This is a genomic window from Plectonema radiosum NIES-515 (assembly GCF_025753815.1).
GTDB classification, from domain to species: domain Bacteria; phylum Cyanobacteriota; class Cyanobacteriia; order Cyanobacteriales; family Nostocaceae; genus Hassallia; species Hassallia radiosum_A.
Window position 1 is genome coordinate 1 of the sequence record NZ_JAOWRF010000149.1, and the last position, 2,543, is coordinate 2,543.

A 2,543-nucleotide genomic window follows, 5' to 3' on the forward strand; every position below is an offset into this window, starting at 1 on the left:
TGGGATTATCAGATCAAGATGCTAATGCAATTGAGTTTGAGGTTCTCGAACCCTATCGGCAGCGACAGAAAAAATTGCAAAGCTACCAGCAAGCTTTATCTGAGATACAGCAATTCCCGATTAGTGAAAAAAACCGCAATGGATTGCAACGCTTACAGACATTGCTGAATCTTAGGGATGAAGATATAGCACCAATTAAACAGCGAGTGCTTGCCCCAAAACAAGCCGAATATGAGCGTCAGCAACAAAAAGCAGAAAGATTACACCAAGAGCAAGAAAGAGCCGAATATCAAACACAGCAAGCAGAATTACAAAAACAACGAGAAAGGAAATCATCTACACCTATTTCTCAGCCACAATCTCCTCTAGGAATTCAAACTCAGCCGTTTGAGTTCGACACCGCTACCATAACTGTAAAATCAGGACTGTTTGGTCTGGGAAAAACCTGTGAAATTAATCGCAGTCGGGGACGAGCCGAGTTTTTTACAGAAGACTTGGGTAATAATGTAGTTCTGGAGATGGTTGCAATTCCCGGTGGTCAGTTTCTTATGGGTTCACCAGAGAATGAGCCACAACGACGTGATAGTGAAAGTCCACAGCACACTGTCACCGTTCAACCCTTGTTTATGGGTAAATTTCCCGTCACGCAAGCTCAATGGGCAGCTGTCGCAGTTTTGGAAAAAGTTAAAATTGATTTAAAGCTAGATCCATCCAACTTCAAAGGTGCTAATCGACCTGTTGAAAAGGTTTCTTGGAATGATGCAATTGAGTTTTGTGCTCGACTATCTAAAAAAACTGGGAAAAATTATCGCTTGCCCAGTGAGGCAGAATGGGAATATGCTTGTAGGGCTAGAACAACTACCCCGTTTTATTTTGGTGAAACGATTACAACCGATTTAGCAAATTATAACGGTAACAACACTTATGGCTCAGGGATAAAGGGTGAATCTCGGGGGCAAACAACAGATGTAGGAATTTTTCCCGCAAACCCCTTTGGTTTATTTGATATGCATGGTAATATATGGGAATGGTGTCAGGATGAGTGGCATCAAAATTATAATGAAGCGCCTGCCGACGCAAAGGCTTGGGGAAGCGAGAATGATAATCGTTCTCGGCTGCTGCGCGGTGGTTCTTGGAGCTACTATCCTGAGAACTGCCGTTCTGCTATTCGCGACGACTTCTACCCCGACGACGCCTACAGCATTATCGGTTTTCGGGTGGTCTGTGCGGTCGCGAGGACTTAGTAGCCCTTTGCACTTTTGCCCTTTAGCACTCTGCTCTTATTCTCTTTGCCCTTCTTTATTACCTCGCGCTCTGCGCAATCAAAATATTTTTCGATTTTTGGATGAGTTATCTATTTATAATACAAGAAACTTGGGATTTTAGCAAGTGGTGTGTCCCCAATTTTGGGAGTGATATCATGTCCGTTTAATTAACAGTAATAAAAACGTCGCAACCGTCGTAGAGACGTGACGGCGGAACGTCTTTACATCATAAGTAATTTTCCGGACATGAGATGAAAAGAGCGATCGCTTGATTTTAACTTGCCGATCGCAATAATTGGCGTGGAGCGATCGCGCAATCTGACTTTTCCCGTTAAGTCTCTAAAAGCGACTGGAAGTCGCAGCTACACAAACAAAGTCCGCGATTAGGCGGACTAACCTAAAAATAGGGTTTAAAATTTGGCGTTGCTGATTTAAAGTATGAAATTGGTTTGTTGGGCATTCAAAATCCTTGTAGAGACGCGAAATTTCGCGTCTCTACAGATATGATTCATACCTGGATTCAGCAACGCCTAAAATTTTATCTGGCGAAAGTGATGGAAGAGCGCTAATGACAAATCCAAAATCCTATCGTGGCTTATTTGTCGGTTTAGTAACTTTGGATTTGATTTACCTTGCCGAGTCTCCCCCGAAGAATAATCAGAAAATTGTTGCTGCTGACTATACTGTAGCAGCAGGTGGACCTGCAACTAATGCGGCAGTGACTTTCAGTTATTTAGGTAATCAAGCTACAGTGTTGGGAAGCTTGGGTTCTCACCCGATGACGCAGTTAATCAAAGGGGATTTAGAAGCATTCAAAGTCGCGATCGCTGACCTTGACAACAACGCTACCGAACCACCACCCGTCTCTTCAATTATTGTCACCAAATCTACAGGCGATCGCGCTGTGGTTTCGATCAATGCTGTGAAAACTCAAGCCAAGTGCGAATCTATTCCCCCAGATATTTTACAAAATGTCGATATTGTGCTTATTGATGGACATCAGATGAAAGTTGGTAAAGCGATCGCCCAAATCGCTAAATCTGAGAATATCCCTGTTGTAATTGATGGTGGTAGCTGGAAACCTGGTTTTGAGGAACTTTTACCTTTTGTGGATTACGCGATTTGTTCAACTAATTTTTACCCTGCTGGTTGCCACACAAGTCAAGAAGTTTTTGCATATCTTAATAAAATTAATATTCCCTACATTGCCATTACCCACGGCGAAAAACCAATAGAATACTTAATGTATGGGAAAACTGGCACCATAGAAGTACCAAA

At 42.6% G+C, this 2,543-nt stretch carries 2 protein-coding genes; both read left to right on the forward strand.

Translation table 11 applies throughout. The features are described 5' to 3' along the window. Positions 1–1,244, forward strand: a 1,244-nt coding sequence (locus tag OGM63_RS09795) for a formylglycine-generating enzyme family protein (protein WP_263745324.1), incomplete at its 5' end; no start/stop codon positions are given. 589 nt (positions 1,245–1,833) lie between these two features. Next, the coding region (locus OGM63_RS09800; protein ID WP_263745325.1) for a PfkB family carbohydrate kinase at positions 1,834–2,543 on the forward strand (710 nt) is incomplete at its 3' end.